The organism is Falsiroseomonas oryziterrae (genome assembly GCF_021864505.1).
Taxonomy (GTDB): Bacteria; Pseudomonadota; Alphaproteobacteria; order Acetobacterales; family Acetobacteraceae; genus Falsiroseomonas; species Falsiroseomonas oryziterrae.
Map to the genome: position 1 here is coordinate 1 of NZ_JAKJIB010000017.1, position 14,700 is coordinate 14,700.

At 71.4% G+C, this 14,700-nt stretch carries 16 protein-coding genes; 10 read left to right on the plus strand and 6 right to left on the minus strand.

Annotation, left to right across the window (positions count from 1 at the left end; translation table 11 throughout):
* The 8 genes from L2I40_RS03180 to L2I40_RS03215 form a co-directional block, all read left to right on the plus strand.
* Positions 1-446: zinc-binding dehydrogenase (locus L2I40_RS03180; protein ID WP_237213416.1), on the plus strand; the 446-nt coding region annotated here is incomplete at its 5' end.
* Positions 447-472: 26 nt separating this feature from the next.
* The gene (locus L2I40_RS03185) at positions 473-1,321 is read left to right on the plus strand and encodes a dioxygenase family protein (protein ID WP_237213417.1); all 849 of its coding nucleotides are present in this window, start codon (positions 473-475) and stop codon (positions 1,319-1,321) included.
* Entirely contained in the window at positions 1,321-1,632 is a 312-nt protein-coding gene (locus L2I40_RS03190; protein ID WP_237213418.1) for a YciI family protein, read from the plus strand. The genes L2I40_RS03185 and L2I40_RS03190 overlap by 1 nt, the downstream gene beginning before the upstream one ends.
* Positions 1,633-1,635: 3 nt before the next feature.
* A complete protein-coding gene (locus L2I40_RS03195; RefSeq protein WP_237213419.1) occupies positions 1,636-2,526 on the plus strand; it encodes a BKACE family enzyme in 891 nt (296 codons plus the stop codon).
* Positions 2,523-3,266 carry an SDR family NAD(P)-dependent oxidoreductase gene (locus L2I40_RS03200; protein ID WP_237213420.1) on the plus strand — a complete coding sequence of 248 codons (744 nt, stop codon included), beginning with the start codon at positions 2,523-2,525 and terminating at the stop codon, positions 3,264-3,266. Before L2I40_RS03195 ends, L2I40_RS03200 begins: the two co-directional genes overlap by 4 nt.
* A gap of 42 nt (positions 3,267-3,308) precedes the next feature.
* Positions 3,309-4,292 carry a tripartite tricarboxylate transporter substrate-binding protein gene (locus tag L2I40_RS03205; RefSeq protein ID WP_237213421.1) on the plus strand — a complete coding sequence of 328 codons (984 nt, stop codon included), beginning with the start codon at positions 3,309-3,311 and terminating at the stop codon, positions 4,290-4,292.
* A gap of 31 nt (positions 4,293-4,323) precedes the next feature.
* Complete coding sequence (locus L2I40_RS03210) at positions 4,324-5,310, plus strand: ABC transporter substrate-binding protein (RefSeq protein ID WP_237213422.1); 987 nt, start codon at positions 4,324-4,326, stop codon at positions 5,308-5,310.
* A 15-nt stretch (positions 5,311-5,325) separates the two neighbouring features.
* Complete coding sequence (locus L2I40_RS03215) at positions 5,326-5,592, plus strand: hypothetical protein (RefSeq protein WP_237213423.1); 267 nt, start codon at positions 5,326-5,328, stop codon at positions 5,590-5,592.
* A gap of 18 nt (positions 5,593-5,610) precedes the next feature.
* Here L2I40_RS03215 and hemC read toward each other — a convergent pair whose 3' ends face one another.
* The 6 genes from hemC to L2I40_RS03245 form a co-directional block, all read right to left on the minus strand.
* Entirely contained in the window at positions 5,611-6,642 is a 1,032-nt protein-coding gene (gene hemC, locus L2I40_RS03220; RefSeq protein WP_237213424.1) for a hydroxymethylbilane synthase, read from the minus strand.
* A gap of 41 nt (positions 6,643-6,683) precedes the next feature.
* Entirely contained in the window at positions 6,684-7,883 is a 1,200-nt protein-coding gene (locus L2I40_RS03225; protein ID WP_237213425.1) for a geranylgeranyl diphosphate reductase, read from the minus strand.
* A 14-nt stretch (positions 7,884-7,897) separates the two neighbouring features.
* Positions 7,898-9,214: a BCD family MFS transporter gene (locus tag L2I40_RS03230; RefSeq protein ID WP_237213426.1), complete on the minus strand. Its 1,317-nt coding sequence runs from the start codon at positions 9,212-9,214 to the stop codon at positions 7,898-7,900.
* On the minus strand, positions 9,211-10,107 hold the full coding sequence (chlG, locus tag L2I40_RS03235) for a chlorophyll synthase ChlG (RefSeq protein ID WP_237213427.1): 897 nt from the start codon (positions 10,105-10,107) through the stop codon (positions 9,211-9,213). The genes L2I40_RS03230 and chlG overlap by 4 nt, the downstream gene beginning before the upstream one ends.
* Positions 10,108-10,112: 5 nt before the next feature.
* On the minus strand, positions 10,113-11,537 hold the full coding sequence (gene ppsR / locus L2I40_RS03240; RefSeq protein ID WP_237213428.1) for a transcriptional regulator PpsR: 1,425 nt from the start codon (positions 11,535-11,537) through the stop codon (positions 10,113-10,115).
* A gap of 103 nt (positions 11,538-11,640) precedes the next feature.
* Positions 11,641-12,585, minus strand: a complete 945-nt coding sequence (locus L2I40_RS03245) for a cobalamin B12-binding domain-containing protein (RefSeq protein WP_237213429.1) — start codon at positions 12,583-12,585, stop codon at positions 11,641-11,643.
* Positions 12,586-12,850: 265 nt separating this feature from the next.
* On the opposite strand from L2I40_RS03245, the gene bchF reads away from it, so the two are divergent.
* On the plus strand, positions 12,851-13,426 hold the full coding sequence (bchF, locus tag L2I40_RS03250; RefSeq protein ID WP_237213430.1) for a 2-vinyl bacteriochlorophyllide hydratase: 576 nt from the start codon (positions 12,851-12,853) through the stop codon (positions 13,424-13,426).
* On the plus strand, positions 13,423-14,700 hold the full coding sequence (locus L2I40_RS03255) for a ferredoxin:protochlorophyllide reductase (ATP-dependent) subunit N (RefSeq protein WP_237213431.1): 1,278 nt from the start codon (positions 13,423-13,425) through the stop codon (positions 14,698-14,700). Before bchF ends, L2I40_RS03255 begins: the two co-directional genes overlap by 4 nt.

Sequence of the window (14,700 nt, forward strand, 5' to 3'; positions counted from 1 at the left end):
CGGATGCGCCGGCGCGCCACGCCACCTCGGAATTCGTCGATCTCGACACCGCCGACCTCGCCGCCGCGATGGCGGAGATGACCGGCGGGAAGGGCGTGGACGTGGTCTATGACTGCGTCGGCCGGCCCGACCTGACGGAGGCGGCGATCGCCGCGCTCGGTTTCCGCGGGCGGATCATCGCCATCGCCGGCACGCCCGGCGAGCAGGTGAAGCTCGAGCTGATCCCCTTCTACCGCCGGGAATGCCGCCTGATCGGGCTCGACAGCCTGAAGCGCAAGGCGGCCGACTGCGCGCCGCTGATGGACGCGCTGCGGCCCGGCTTCGAGAGCGGTGCCTATCCGGCCCCGGTGATCGCGCAGCTCGTTCCGCTCTCGCGCGGCGCCGAGGGCTATGCGGCAGTGGCGCGCGGCACGCGCGGGCGTATCGTGCTGGACATGCAGGGCTGACCAGCCCGCGGGAGGAGGGACGTCCGATGGCCGACGGCCACATCACCTACACCAGCGAGAACCTGACCCAGGCCGTGCTGGAGCGCATCCGGCCCGACGCAGATCCGCGCATCCAGAAGGTCATGACTGCGCTGATCCGCCACGTGCACGACTTCGTCCGCGAGGTGGAGCTGACGCCCGAGGAATGGGAGCAGGGCGTCGCCTTCCTGTCCGAGCTCGGACGCTGGTGCGACGACAAGCGGCAGGAGGTGATCCTGCTCTCCGACATCCTCGGCGTCTCGATGCTGGTGGACGCCATCGCGCACCGCACGCATGCGAGCGTGTCGGAGACGACGGTGCTCGGCCCCTTCCACCGCGAGAACCCGCCGCGGATGGCGAACGGCCAGAACATGTCGCCAGGCGTGCCGGGCGAGCCGCTCGAGGTCGAGGTGCGGATCTGCGACGAGGCGGGCAGGCCGCTCGACGGCGCGCAGGTGGATGTCTGGCACACCTCGCCGGAGGGCTTCTACGACAGCCAGCTCGGCGACGAACACAACATGCGCGGCCGCTTCGTCACCGGGCCCGACGGCGTGGTCGCCTTCCCGACGGTGATGCCGGCGAGCTACCCGGTGCCGCATGACGGTCCGGTGGGACGCGTGCTGTCCGCAATGGGGCGCGGGCCGATGCGCCCGACGCATGTGCATTTCTGGATCAAGAAGCCGGGCTATCGCGACCTGATCACCCACATCTTCCGCGACGGCGACCCGTACCTGCACGACGATGCGGTGTTCGGCGTGAAGGCGAGCCTGGTGACCGACTGGGATGCGCCGAAGAAGGACGGGAAGCCCGCGAAGCTCACCTACGAGTTCCGCATTCCGAAGCTGGACGCCGCCTGATGCCGCTCTTCCTGATCCATTGCACGCAGCGGCCGGATGGCCAGGCGATCCGTGATGCGCATTACGACGCGCATCGCGCCTACCTGCAGGCCAGTCCGGTCGACATCAAGCTCGCCGGGCCGATGGTGGAGGATGACGGCCAGAAGCGGATCGGCAGCGTCTTCATCGTGGACGTGCCGGACCGCGCGGCGGCGGAGGCGTTCTCGGCCGGCGATCCCTTCTCGAAGCACGGGCTGTTCGAGCGCGTGCTCATCACCCGCTTCCTCGACATCACACGCGGCAAGCCGGCCTTCGGGCCGCCGAAGGAATAGACCATGCGGCGCAAGTACATCCTGACCTGTGCGGTCACGGGCAACATCACGACACCCGAGCAGACGCCCTACCTGCCGATCACGCCGGAGCAGATCGCCAACGCCGCGATCGACGCGGCGAAGGCCGGCGCGGCCGTCGCCCACATCCATGTCCGCGACCCCGAGACCGGGCGGCCGTCCATGTCGCTCGACCTCTACAAGGACGTCGTGGACCGCATCCGCTCGAGCGGCACCGACGTGGTGATCAACCTGACCACCGGCCCCGGTGGCCGCTTCGTGCCGGATCGCGACAACCCGCGCGTCGCCGCCGCAGGCAGCACGCTGCTGCCGCCCGACCAGCGCGTCGCGCATATCGTCGCGCTGAAGCCGGAGATTGCGACGCTCGACCTGAACACCATGTGGTCGGGCAGCGCGGTGGTGATCAACGCGCCCTGGTCCGTGACGCGCATGGCGGAGCTGATCTACTCCGCCGGCACCATCCCCGAGCTCGAGGTCTTCGATTCCGGCGACATCGCGCTGGCCAAGCACCTGCTGGCCGAGGGCGTGCTGAAGGGGCCCTGCCTCTTCCAGGTCTGCATGGGCATCCGCTGGGGCTTCGACTGGAATCCGGAGACGCTGAACTACGCGCGTTCCATCATCCCGTCGGGGCATCCCTGGGCGGCCTTCGCGATCGGGCGGATGGAGTTCCCGATGCTGGCGCAGGCCTGGCTGCTCGGCGGCCATGTGCGCGTCGGGCTCGAGGACAACATCTACCTCAACAAGGGCGAGCTGGCCGTCAGCAACACCGTGCTGGTGGAACGTGCCGTGCGCATCCTGCGCGAATTCGGCGCCGAGCCGATGACCGCGGCCGAGGCACGGGCGGAGCTGTCCCAGGTCGGCGGATGGTCGCGATGACGCGCGGCGTTCTGGTCGTCACCGGCGCGGGCCGCGGCATCGGCGCCGCCATCGCGAAGGCCGCGGCCGCGGATGGCTGGGCAGTCGCGGTGAACTACGCGCGCGACGCCGACAGCGCCAACGCGACGGTCCGTGCGATCGAGGCCGCGGGCGGCACGGCGCGCGCCATCCAGGCGGACGTGATGACCGAATCCGGCATCGCCGCGCTGTTCGAGGCCGCCGATGCGATGGGCCGCGTGAAGGGCCTGGTGAACAATGCCGGCGGCAGCGCGGAGGCGCGCATCGCCGACATCACCGCCGCCGACTACGACCGCATGATGGACGGCAATCTGCGCACCACCGTTTTCTGCTCGCGCGAGGCGGTGCGGCGCATGGCCACCGACCGCGGGGGAGAGGGCGGCGTCATCGTCAACATCGGCAGCCGCGCCAGCGTGCTCGGCGGCCAGCCCGGGCGCGTGATGTACGCAGCCGCCAAGGGCGCGGTGGACGGCTTCACCGCGGGGCTCGCCAACGAGGTCGGCAAGCTCGGCATCCGCGTGAACTGCATCCGCCCCGGCGTGATCCGCACCGAGAGCCACGAGCAGCGCGCCGGCGCCGACCGCCTGAAGCAGATCACCGCCCCCATCGCGCTCGGCCGTCCCGGAGAGCCGGAGGAAGTCGCCGCACTCGCCGTGTTCCTGCTGTCGCCAGCCGCCTCCTACATGACGGGTGCGCTGGTGGACATTGGCGGCGGCCGCTAGCAAGCTGCAAAGAAGAACGCCTGACTTGGGGAGATCAAACGGATGAGCATCACGCGACGCCTGCTCGGCGCGATGGCCCTCGGCACGACGGTTGCCCTCGCGGCGCCCGCGCTGGCCCAGAACTTCCCGACGCAGCAGATCACCATGGTGATCCCCTTCGGCGCGGGCGGGCCGACCGACATCGTCGGTCGCATGCTGGCGGAGGTGATGGGCCGCGACCTCGGTCAGCCGGTCGTCGTGCAGAATGTGGGCGGCGGCGGCGGCACCATCGGCGTGCAGCGCGTCGTGCAGGCGCGCAACGACGGCCACACCATCCTCTACACCAATATCGGCCTCGCGACGCAGCCGACGCTCTACCGCCGGCTCGCCTACAACCCGGTCACCGACCTCGAGCCCTTCGGCCTCGTCACCGCGACGCCGATGGTGATCTCGGTGCGGCCGAACTTCCCCGGCACCACGCTGGCCGACTTCCTGACCTTCGCGCGCGAGCGGCGCGACGGCGTGAACCTCGCCAATGTCGGCCTCGGCTCCGCCAGCCAGCTCTGCGGCACGCTGCTGCAGGCCGCACTCGGCATCAACTTCACCTCCGTCGCCTTCACCGGATCGGGCGCGGTCTTCCCCGAGCTGATGGCCGGGCGCCTCGACGTCTATTGCGACCAGACCACCTCCTCGCTGCCCTTCGTGCGCGAGAACCGGATCCGCGGCATCGCCATGACAACGGCGACGCGCCTGCCGCAGGCCCCCGACATCCCGACGGCGGCGGAAGCCGGCCTGCCCGGCTTCGAGGTCGCGATCTGGCACGGCATGTACGCCCCGCGCGGCACGCCGCAGCCGGTCATTGCGCGGCTGAACCAAGCGCTGCGCGTCGCGATCCAGGACCAGGCGGTGGTGGCGCGCCTCAACGACCTCGCCAGCCCGCCGGAGCCGCTGAACCGCGTGACGCCGGAAGCGCACCGCGCCTACCTGGCGGCCGAGATCGAGCGCTGGCGTCCGATCCTCCAGGCTGCGGGCCAGTTCGCGGACTGAGCGGTCCGCCGGGTTTGGGGAGGGAACAACAATGAACGGCATCACGCGGAGGACGGCGATGGCGGCGGGCGCGGGTCTGGCGCTGTCGGGAACTGCGGGCGCACAGGCGGTCCAGCCGCTGCGCGTCGTCGCCTTCGCCGGCGCGTCCAACCTGCCGATCTGGGCGGCGCAGCAGCACGGCATCTTCGCCCGCCACGGGCTCGAGGTGACGCTGGAGCTGACGCCGAACTCGCGCGCCATGGCGAGCGACCTCTATGGCGGCCGCTTCGACCTGGCGCTGACCTCGATCGACAACATCGTCGCCTACAACGAGGGGCAGGGCGAGGCGCAGCTGCCGGGCCCGTCCGACTTCGTCGCGCTGTTCGGCGTGGATGACGGGATGCTCAGCGTGATGGCGCAGCCCGACATCGCCGACCTCCAGGCACTGCGCGGCAAGCAGGTCTCGGTGGATGCGATGACCACCGGCTTCGCCTTCGTGCTGCGTGAGATCCTCGGCCGCGCCGGCATCGCCGACCAGGTCGAGTGGGTCGCGGTCGGCGGCGGCGCGCAGCGCCTGGCCGCGCTGCGGGAAGGGCGCCAGGCGGCCACGCTGCTCAACACGCCGCTCGACCTCGCGGCGGAGGCCGCAGGCAAGCGCCGGCTGGTGCGCGCCCGCGAGGTGATCGGCGCCTACCAGGGCATCAGCGCGGCGGCGCGCCGTGGCGTCGTGACGGAGCGTCGCGCCGCCCTCGTCGCCTTCACCCGCGCTTTCCGCGAGAGCGTGCAGTGGCTGGACGCCAACCGCGGCGAGGCCGCGGCGATCCTCTCGGCCCGCGCCCAGATGGCGCCGCCCGTCGCGGCGCGCGCGACCGAGGCGCTGCTGGACCCGACCAACGGCATCTACCGCGACCTCCGCATCGACGAGGCGGGCCTCCGCACCGTGCTCGCGCTGCGCAGCCGCTTCGCCCAGCCGCCGCGCGAGCTGAACGACCCGTCGCGCTATGTGGACCTCTCGGTCCGGCGCGAGGCGCTGGGCTGACCGACGGCGGGCCGGGTGGAGGCGTTCTTCTCCTCCGGCCGCGTCGCCGACCTGATCCTGCTCGTGCTGGCGGTGGAGGCGGCGCTGCTGCTCGCCTGGCGTCGCCGCACGGGCCACGGGCCGTCGCCGCGCGCCGTGCTGGCGCTGGTGCTGCCGGGCGTCGCGCTGGTGATCGCGCTGCGCTTCGCGCTGACCGGCGCCTGGTGGGGCTGGATCGCGCTGGTCCTGCTCGCCGCCTTCGCGGCGCACCTCTTCGACCTGGCTACGCGCTGGCGAGGCTGAAGCGCACCGCGCGGCAGGTCAGCCGAACACGTCCGCCGGACTGTCCCGACGCAGGCTGTCGCCAAGCTCGCGCCCGAGCCGGTCCGCATCCGCCGCCGTCCCGCAGAGCTTCCGCTTCAGCAGGAACGAGCCGTCGGCTCGCGCGACGAGACCCGTCAGCTCCACCGTCCCGTCCGCACGCAGCTTCGCATGCCCGCCGATCGGCGTGCGGCAGGAGCCGTCGAGCTCCGACAGTAGCGCGCGCTCGGCTCGGCTTGCCACCGCGGCTTCCGCGTCCTCGATGACGGAGAGCAGTTCGCGCAGCTCGACGTCGTCGGACCGCACCGTCACACCCACGATGCCCTGGCAGGCCGCTGGCACCATCACCTCCGGGTCCAGCACGCTGCCGGCCTCATGCGCCATCTCGAGCCGCCGCAGACCGGCCAGCGCGAGGAGCGACGCCTGCGGCCCACCCTCGCCGCGCACCTTGGCGAGGCGGGAGCCGACATTGCCGCGGATCATCTCCACCTGCAGGTCGGGCCGCGCATGCAGAAGTTGGCTCTGGCGCCGCACGCTCGCTGTGCCGACCAGCGCGCCGCGCGGCAGGCAGGCATAGGGATCCTCCGACGACGGGGCGTTGCACTCCGGCCCCAGCACGATGGCGTCGCGGCTGTCCTCCCGCCGCAGCGTGCAGGCGAGCACGATGCCGGGCGGCAGCTCCGTCTCCAGGTCCTTCAGGCTGTGCACGGCGAAGTCCACGCGGCCATCCGCCAGCGCCTCGTGGATCTCCTTCGCGAAGAGCCCCTTGCCGCCGATGTCGGCGAGCCGCTTGTCCTGCACGATGTCGCCCGAGGTGGCGATCACGTGCTCCTCGAACGCGTTCACCTCGCGCAGCAACGGGCAGACCTTGGTGATCAGCGAGAGGAAGTGCCGTGTCTGCCACAGCGCGAGCGGCGAGCCGCGCGTGCCGACGCGCAGCGGGAGCGCGCGCGTGGTCCCGCGGCGATGCGGGCTGCCGACGCCGGTCGGCCGGAGGCCCTGCAGCGGGGCGTCGAGGGAGGAGAGCTTCATGCCGTGTCAGGCTCCGTTCTTCTTGGCGCGGCCGGGCAGCATCAGGCGCGCGCAAAGCCGAAGAGGTGGGCGAGGTCCTTGAAGAAGATCTTCACGTGCGCCATCGGGTCGCGGCGCACGAGTTCCTTGTTCATGTAGCTCTGCCAGGTGAGGCGCTGGACGTCCTTGTCCTCGCAGATCTTGACGAATTTCTCGCGGCGCTTGTCGGACGAGTACCAGAAGTACTGCATGATCCCGAGGATCCAGAACACGCGGCCGTGCTGCTTCATGAAGCGCTTGCGCGCGAGGCCGAGTGCGGCGGCATTGCCGCTGCGGCAGAACTCCTCCGCCGCGTCGGCCGCGAGCCGGCCGCCGAGCATCGCGTAGTAGATCCCTTCGCCGGAGGCCGGCGCGACTACGCCGGCGGCGTCGCCGGCCAGCAGCACGTCGCGGCCATTGTCCCACTTCTTCAGCGGCTTCAGCGGGATCGGCGCGCCTTCATGGCGGATGGTGCGCACCTTGTCGAAGCCGGTCGCCTTGCGCAGTTCCGCCACCGAGCCGCGCAGCGAGAAGCCCTTGTGCATCGAGCCCGTGCCGATGCTGACCGTCTTCCCGTGCGGGAAGATCCAGGCATAGAAATCGGGGGACAGCTTGCCCTGGTAGTACACGTCGCAGCGGTTGGCGTCGTAGCTCGGCACCTCCTGCGACGGCGCCTCGACGATCTCGTGGTACGCGAAGACGCATTTCACCTTGTCGGCGCCCGGGACCGCCTGCTTGCCGACCTGGCTGCGGGCGCCGTCGGCGCCGATCACCAGCCGCGCGCGCACGCGGACCGGCCGCGCATCGTCGGACGCGCCCTTGGCGCGATACTCGACCACCGCCGTGCCATCCGGGTCGCGCGACAACGTCTCGAAGCTGCCGGTGGCGCGCACGGCGCCGGCGTCGGCCGCGCGAACGCGGAGGAACTCGTCGAACTCCTCGCGGTCCACCATGCCGACATAGCCGCCCGTGTCGATCGGCATGTCCACTTCGTGGTCCTTCGGCGAGACCATGCGGGCGGAGGTGATGCGCGCGACCAGCAGGTGCTGCGGGATCTCGAAATCCCTGATCAGGCGCGGCGGGATCGCGCCGCCGCAGGGCTTGATGCGCCCTGCCTTGTCGAGCAGCAGCACGGAGCGGCCGTTGCGCGCGAGGTCGTGCGCGGCCGTGGCGCCGGAGGGGCCGCCGCCCACCACCACGACATCGAAGGTGTCGGTCGTCATGCCGTCTTCCTTCATCAGAATGCCGCCGGCGCGGCGTTGCGGAAGGTGCTGCGGCGCGTGGCTTCCTGGCCGATGCGCAGCGCGAGCGCGGCGGAGGCCAGGAACAGCGCGGCATCGACCAGGAACACCACGCCGTAGCCGCCCGTGACGCTGCCGGTGACGAGGCGTCCGAGATCGAGCAGGACGGTGCCGAGGAAGCCGCCGAGGCCGAAGGCGATGGCCTGCGCCGCGCCGAACATGCCCATCCGCACGCCCTCGCGGCCCGGCCGGCCGGCATTGACCAGCTGCATCATCGCGGCGATGGCGGCGGCGGCGAAGGCGCCGTTCGCCACGCCGAGCGCGAAGAAGGCGGTGCGCAGCGGGAAGGCCTCGGTCGCCTGGTAGGCGAAGGCGAGGGCGACCAGGATCGAGAAGGCGACGAGGCAGCCGACCACGATCCAGCCGCGCAGCGCGCGGATGCCGCCCTTGGCGAGGCTGCCGACCACTGCGATCAGGATCATGCCGGCCAGCACGCCGCCATGCTGCAGCGAGGACATGCGCGTCGATTCGCCGAGCGTCATGCCGAAGACGGCGCCCGCGAAGGGCTCCAGGATCAGGTCCTGCGCGCTGTAGGCCAGCATCGAGACGAAGACGAAGACGGTGAAGTGGCGCGCCACCGGCTCAGCCCAGACCTCCTGGAGCGCATCGCGGAAGCTGGCGCGCGCGCGTCCGGCGTCGCGCGCCGCGCCCGATCCCTCCATGCCGAGGACAGCGAGGACGCTGACGACAAAGGCGATGACGGACACGCCGGCGGTCACGGCGATCAGCCGCTCCGGTGAATAGGGGTCGAGCAGCCGCCCGGTCGTCGCGGTTGTCACGACGAAGCCAGCGATCATCATGATCCAGACGAGGGAGGCGGCGGCCGGCTTGCGCGCGGGGGCGACGCGGGCGGCGAGCAGCACGAGCAGCGAGGTGCCCGCCGCGCCCACGCCGAGTCCGACGAGCAGGAACGCCACGACCGCGAGCAGGATGCCGGGCAGCAGCGCGGTCCCCATCCAGGCCGTGGCGACCGCGGCCAGCGTGCCGCCGAGCGCCAGCACCGCCATCCCGCCGACGATCCAGGGGGTGCGCCGGCCACCCTGGTCCGAGCCGTGACCGAGCCGCGGCCGCAGCATCTGCACGGCGTAGTGCAGCGCGACCAGAGCGCCGGGCAGCATCGCCGGCAGCGCGTATTCCACCACCATCACGCGGTTCAGCGCCGCCGTGGTCAGCACCACGATGGAGCCGAGCGAGGTCTGCACCAGCCCCAGGCGCAGGATGCCGAGCCAGCCGAGCGGCGCCTGCGTGCTCATGGTGCGAGCGCCACCGCGCTGGCCATCATGCCGGCGACGTAGAGCGTCACGCCGGCGCCGTTGTACCACGGTGCGAGGCCGCGCGGGTCGCGCAGCCACTTCCGCATCGACAGCCCCTGCAGCGCCAGCACGGCGGCGACGATGCCGGCGGCGATCGGGTGTCCCCAGGCGAGCAGCAGCGCCACCACGGCCATCTGCGGCAGAGCCATCACCCAGCAGGCGGCGAGCGCCGCGCGCTCCGGCCCCAGCATCACCGGCAGGGAGCGCAGGCCGAAGCGCCGGTCGCCCTCGATCGACTTGAAGTCGTTGATCGTCATGATGCCGTGCGCGCCGAGGCCGTAGAGCACTGCGACGGCGACGACCTTCGGGTCCGGCGCCAGGCCCGACAGCACGGCGGCGCCGGTGATCCAGGGTAGCGATTCATAGGCGAGCCCGCAGGCGAGCGGACCCCAGATGCCGCTCCGCTTCAGACGCAGCGGCGGCGCGCTGTAGATCCAGGCGAGGATGCAGGCGAGCACCGTGGCTGCGAAGCCCCAGGGCCCGAGCAGCGCGCCGACGCCGAGCGACACGCCGGTCCAGGCGATCGCGACATAGAGGCCCCAGCGCCCGGGCATGCGGCCCGAGGGGATCGGCCGGTGCGGTTCGTTGATCGCGTCCACATGGCGGTCGAACCAGTCGTTCACCGCCTGGCTCATGCCGCACACCAGCGGGCCGGCGAGCAGGATGCCGAGCAGCGCATAGGGCCAGCGATCGGCCAGCACGGCGCCGGACGCCGCGATGCCGCAGCCGAAGGCCCACATCGGCGGGAACCAGGTGATCGGCTTCAGCAGCTCGAGGATCGCCGACGGCGCCGGGACGCTGCGGACGGGAACGGGGGCGGCGTGGTCGGACATCGCGCTCAGCCCTCCGCCTCGTCCGAGCCGAGATCGCCGAGGCCGTAGCGGCGCAGCTTCACATAGAGGCTCTGCCGGCTCAGCCCGAGCATCTCGGCCGCCGAGGCGCGGTTGTCCCCGGTCAGGTCCAGCGCCGCCTCGATGCAGAGCCTCTCGATCGCGTCGGTGGCCTCGCGCACCAGGTCCTTGAGCGGCACGCGGCCGATCAGCTCGGTCAGCTGCTCGACGGAACGCGTCGCGCCCTCGCCGATGCGTGCCGGCCGGACGCGCGGCCCGACGTCGCGGATCGAGAAGCCGTAGCAGGGCTGGCCGCCATGCAGCACCGCGACGCCGGAGATCTCGCACTCCGTCTGGCCGCCGAGCTCACCGCGCAGCGTGGTGGCATAGAGCCGGACGGAGCCGCGGTTGCGCAGCGTCGCCAGCAGCACCTCGAACTCGACGCCCTGCCGCCCGAGCCAGCGGTCGAGTCCCGTCCCGCGCGCCTGGTCCTCCGACGTCAGCTGCGTCATGTCGAGGAAGGCCGCGTTTGCGGTCAGGATCCGCCCCTCGGCATCGGTGACCACGAAGCCGTCCGGGACGCCGTCCACGACCTTGAGCAGCTTGCTTCGCGCCTCGGGCGGTCCGGCCCCGTCCGTCGCACCGCCTGCGACCTCGAGCCGCACCAGCACCAACAGGCCGCCTTCCTGGCGGAAGGTGGAGGCGGAGACGGTCACCTCCGGCCCTTCCTCGGCAAGCCGGGCCCGCAGGTCGTCCACGCGGCCGGCGCTGCGCAGTGTGGTGAGAAGCGAGTGGAGCGCCGAGCGGTCCTCGGCAGCGAAGGCCTCCGGCAGCGGGCGCCCGGTCAGGCGCCGGGCGCCGCCCGCGAAGAGCCGCTGCGCAGCCGGGTTGGCTTCCAGCACGCGCTGCGTCTCCGCATCTAGCACCAGCAGCGGATCGACCGACATCTGGAACAGCAAGCGGTAGCGCGTCTCGGCCTGGCGGAGGCGCGAATAGTCGCGCTCCATGGACTGCTGCACCTCTACCAAGCGCTGCTGCAGGTGCGACAGCGGGCGCAGGTCGCGGCCGAACACCACCCGCGCCCCGGCACGGCCGAGCGGCGCGACGGCGCAGAGGACCGGAAGCGCCGTCCCTTCGCCGGCCACGTAGTTCACATGGCGCCAGCGCGGCGCGTCGGCCGCGTCGCGGCCGCCAAGCAGGGCTTCCACCTTGGTGCGGCTGTCGCGCGCGACGATGTCCACCCACGGCTTGCCGAGCCACGCTTCGGCAGCCTCGAGGTCGCGCGCGAGATCGTCGCTGCCGAAGCCCAGGTCGCGAATCGCCCCGACCTCATCCAGCACGAGGGCGAGATCCGCGGATGCCACGACCAGCCCGGCTGCGGCATCCGCATCGAGCTGACCGAGCGAGATTCGTGGGCTTCTGAACGCTTTCACGCGGCATCCGGTCCTTCCAGCCCGGGGACCCCATCGTCGAGCCGTCCTCCTGGAACGCAATCAACAGCAACTGCAACGAAGGCTCCGCCGGGTTGGCGATTCCTCATGCCTCCTGGACGAGAAGAGCGAGCAGCGTCTCCGCCTTCAGCACGGCCTGCTGGCCGTCCGCGGCCGTGGCATCCGCGCCGACGAGCGCCGCGAGCTCCGGCCGCTCCGCGAAGACGCCGCCGCCCACCATCACGCCGAGATGCGGATTGCGCGACGCACGCCGGATCTCGCGGATCAGCTGGGCGAGCGTGTCGAGGCGCGATTCGGACGACAGCGAGAAGCCGATCATGCTGAACCACTGCTTGCGCGTGGTCGCCACCAGCTCGCGGCCGCTTGCACCCGTGCCACTGCAGACGTCCCAGCCCTGCCGGCGGAAGAACTCGCCAACCATGAGCAGGCCGAAGCTGTGCTGCTCACCGGGCACCGGTGCGAGCAGGATCCGGCGCTCCGTGTCGCGACGCCCCGGGCGAGGCCCAAAGGCGTGGCTGTTCTCGAGCACCAGCTGCTGCAGGCAGCACAGGCCGATCGTGACGGCGGTGAAGTCGCACCGATCCTCCTCCCACATCGCGCCGAGCCTGCGGGCGACCGGGGCAAGCAGCTCCAGATAGATGCGCTCGAGCGGCAGGTTGCGTGCGCGGTGCTGGCCGATCAGCGCGCTGGCGCCGGCGAGGTCGCCGCGAAGCGCGGCGTGCACCATGGCGTCCACATCCGCGGCATCCGGGCCCGGCTGATCGGCGGCTTCCCGTGCGGGAAAGCCTCCGGTGTGCCGGGACAGCACCAATCGGGGGATGACCTCGGATTCGAGCGCGCGCGCCAGCAGCGCGACGCGGCGGCGCCCGGAGATCACGCCGGCGTCGGGCGCGAGCGCGTCCCCGAAATCGGCGCCGAAGCTGGCGAAGCTGGCCGAGAGGTCCCCCTCGCTCAGCGCCGCGGCATTTGGGCTTGCACTGTCGGTCATGTCGGCCAGCGGCACTCCGGCGCACAGGGGTGTCGAGGGCATGGGCCTCTCCCGCCATTGACTGTCACGCCAGCACGAGCCGTCTGTCAATCCTGATTTACGTCAATGATGCTTGACACTCGTCGCGCTGACTCACTAGCCTCCCTCATCGAAGCGCGAAGCTGGGGAGCGAGATGAATAACCGTCCTGCCCCTGCTGCCGGTCCGGCCCTCGTGGATGGGGTCCTGTCCGGCGATCCGTTGCCCTGCCGGGCCGCGGACCTCGCGCGAACGACAGCGGACTGCCATTGACCGGGGGTTGTCAAGCAATGCTTACAGCGCGCCGCCTCGCTGGTCTTCTCGACGCCCTCGATGCCTCGCCCTGGGGCGCGGCCGCCGGACGGCGCGTGGGACGCATCGAGGAGACCACGCAGCCGCTCTACACGCCGGAGGAGCGCGTCCGCCGCGACGCCTCGCCCTGGACCCTGGTGCAGGGCGTGCTCGCACCGATCCAGTTCGTCGTCTTCCTGGTCAGCCTCGGCTTCGTCCTGAACTACCTCGCCACCGGCGAGGGCTTCGCGACGGCCACCGCATCGGTCGTGATCAAGACGCTCGTGCTCTACACGATCATGGTCACCGGCTGCGTCTGGGAGAAGGAGGTCTTCGGCCGCTACCTCTTCGCGCCGGCCTTCTACTGGGAAGACATGTTCTCGATGCTCGTGCTGGCGCTGCACACCGCTTACCTGGCGGCGGTGTTCGCGGGGCTCGGCGACGGCACCTTCCAGATGCTGCTCGCGCTCGCCGCCTATGCGGCCTACGTCGTCAATGCCGTGCAGTTCGTGATGAAGCTGCGCGCGGCGCGGAAACAGGAAGCGCGCATGGCCGGCGGGATGCGCGCCGCATGAGCCTGGCCAGCGCGCCAAGCACCGCCGGCTGCGCGCAGCCGCCCATCCTGCGCGAGCGCGGCCAGCACGAGGTTTTCTGCGGCCTCACCGGCATCGTCTGGCTGCACCGCAAGATCCAGGACGCCTTCTTCCTCGTCGTCGGCAGCCGCACCTGCGCGCATCTCCTGCAGTCCGCCGCCGGCGTCATGATCTTCGCCGAGCCGCGTTTCGCCACCGCCATCATCGACGAGCGCGACCTGGCGGGCCTCGCCGACTGCAACGACGAGTTGGACCGTGTCGTCACGCGGCTGATCGAGCGGCGGCCCGACATCCGAATGCTCTTCCTCGTCGGCTCCTGCCCGTCGGAAGTCATCAAGCTCGACCTCTCGCGCGCCGCGCAGCGCCTGTCGAAGCGCTTCGCGCCGAAGGTGCGGGTGCTGAACTACTCCGGCAGCGGGATCGAGACGACCTTCACGCAAGGCGAGGACGCCTGCCTCGCCGCGCTCGTGCCGGAGATGCCGGCCGAGCCCGGCACGGCGCGTTCCCTCCTCGTCGTCGGTGCGCTGGCGGAGGTGGTCGAGGACCAGATGCTGCGCCATTTCGCGGCACTCGGCGTCGGCCCGGTGCGCTTCCTGCCTGGACGCAGCGCGGCGGAGCTGCCTGCGATCGGATCCGGCACGCGCTACCTGCTGGCGCAGCCCTTCCTCGGCGACACCGCCCGGCTCCTCGAATCCCGCGGCGCCACCCGCATCGCCGCACCCTTTCCGCTCGGCGCCGAGGGCACGACGCGCTGGCTGCGCGCGGCCGCCGAGGCCTGGGGCACGCCAGAGGGGAAGATCCGCGAAGTGACGGAAGCCGGCGAGATCCGCGCCAGGGCCGCAGTCTCCCGCCACCGCGCGAAGCTCGAGGGGCAGTCCATCTTCTTCTTCCCCGACAGCCAGCTCGAGATCCCGCTGGCGCGCTTCCTCTCGCGCGAGCTGGGGATGCGCCTGACCGAGGTCGGCACGCCCTATCTCCACCGCGCCCACATGGCGGAGGAGATGGCGCTGCTGCCGGACGGCGTGCAGCTCTCAGAAGGCCAGCATGTCGACCGTCAGCTCGACCGCTGCCGCGCCGCGCGGCCCGACCTGACCGTCTGCGGCCTGGGGCTGGCCAATCCGCTCGAGGCGGAGGGCTTTGCGACCAAGTGGTCCATCGAGCTCGTCTTCACCCCGATCCAAGGCTACGACCAGGCCGGCGACCTCGCCGGGCTGTTCTCGCGGCCGCTCGATCGCCGCACGCGGCTGGAGCTGTAG

Excerpts from the sequence above, each read along its gene's own strand:
- L2I40_RS03185 (WP_237213417.1), top strand. The coding sequence starts at position 473 with ATGGCCGACGGCCACATCACCTACACCAGCGAGAACCTGACCCAGGCC.
- L2I40_RS03190 (WP_237213418.1), top strand. The coding sequence starts at position 1,321 with ATGCCGCTCTTCCTGATCCATTGCACGCAGCGGCCGGATGGCCAGGCG.
- L2I40_RS03195 (WP_237213419.1), top strand. The coding sequence starts at position 1,636 with ATGCGGCGCAAGTACATCCTGACCTGTGCGGTCACGGGCAACATCACG.
- L2I40_RS03200 (WP_237213420.1), top strand. The coding sequence starts at position 2,523 with ATGACGCGCGGCGTTCTGGTCGTCACCGGCGCGGGCCGCGGCATCGGC.
- L2I40_RS03205 (WP_237213421.1), top strand. The coding sequence starts at position 3,309 with ATGAGCATCACGCGACGCCTGCTCGGCGCGATGGCCCTCGGCACGACG.
- L2I40_RS03210 (WP_237213422.1), top strand. The coding sequence starts at position 4,324 with ATGAACGGCATCACGCGGAGGACGGCGATGGCGGCGGGCGCGGGTCTG.
- hemC (WP_237213424.1), bottom strand. The coding sequence starts at position 6,642 with ATGAAGCTCTCCTCCCTCGACGCCCCGCTGCAGGGCCTCCGGCCGACC.
- L2I40_RS03225 (WP_237213425.1), bottom strand. The coding sequence starts at position 7,883 with ATGACGACCGACACCTTCGATGTCGTGGTGGTGGGCGGCGGCCCCTCC.
- L2I40_RS03230 (WP_237213426.1), bottom strand. The coding sequence starts at position 9,214 with ATGAGCACGCAGGCGCCGCTCGGCTGGCTCGGCATCCTGCGCCTGGGG.
- chlG (WP_237213427.1), bottom strand. The coding sequence starts at position 10,107 with ATGTCCGACCACGCCGCCCCCGTTCCCGTCCGCAGCGTCCCGGCGCCG.
- L2I40_RS03245 (WP_237213429.1), bottom strand. The coding sequence starts at position 12,585 with ATGCCCTCGACACCCCTGTGCGCCGGAGTGCCGCTGGCCGACATGACC.
- bchF (WP_237213430.1), top strand. The coding sequence starts at position 12,851 with ATGCTTACAGCGCGCCGCCTCGCTGGTCTTCTCGACGCCCTCGATGCC.
- L2I40_RS03255 (WP_237213431.1), top strand. The coding sequence starts at position 13,423 with ATGAGCCTGGCCAGCGCGCCAAGCACCGCCGGCTGCGCGCAGCCGCCC.